Origin of the sequence: Microvirga zambiensis WSM3693 (assembly GCF_016735695.1) — a bacterium.
In the GTDB taxonomy this organism is placed as follows: Bacteria; Pseudomonadota; Alphaproteobacteria; order Rhizobiales; family Beijerinckiaceae; genus Microvirga; species Microvirga zambiensis.
Map to the genome: position 1 here is coordinate 1 of NZ_JAERQD010000240.1, position 586 is coordinate 586.

At 64.3% G+C, this 586-nt stretch carries 1 protein-coding gene; it reads left to right on the forward strand.

Features of this window, described 5'->3' with window-relative positions; genetic code table 11:
- Nucleotides 1-586, forward strand: a 586-nt coding sequence (locus JKL46_RS35090) for a Crp/Fnr family transcriptional regulator (protein ID WP_201843075.1), incomplete at both ends; no start/stop codon positions are given.

A 586-nucleotide genomic window follows, 5' to 3' on the forward strand; every position in this document is an offset into this window, starting at 1 on the left:
CCACGCCTATTTCCCTCACCATGCCGTGGTGTCGCTGGTGAACGTGCTGGAAGACGGCACCACCGTCGAGGTGGCCCTGTTCGGGCGCGGTGGTGTCGTTGGCCTGCTCAGCGCCCTTGTGACCCGGGAGGCCTTCGGGCGGTACGTGGTCCAGATGGCCGGCACCGCCTCGCGCATCAGGATTGAGCACCTGCATGAGGTGCGCAACGCTCACCCCAAGATGCGGCAGTTAATCGCCAGCTACGGCGAACTCCTGCTCGCCCAGACGTTCCAGCTCCTTAGCTGCAATGCCGTTCATCCGGTGGAGGCACGCTGCTGCCGCTGGATCCTGATGATGCATGACCAGGCCGAGCAGGACACCTTATCGCTCACGCACGAGTTCCTGGCCGAGATGCTGGGGGTGCAGCGCTCGACCGTGAGCGTGGTCCTGCGAACCTTGCAAACAGCGGGGCTCATTCAGCAGGGACGCGGGAGCATCACGGTGACAGACCGGGCTGGTCTAGAGGAGACAGTGTGTGAATGCTATGGCCGGATCCAGCGCATCCGTCAGCGCGTGATGCCGGGCCGCTACCTGCCACCGAAACCA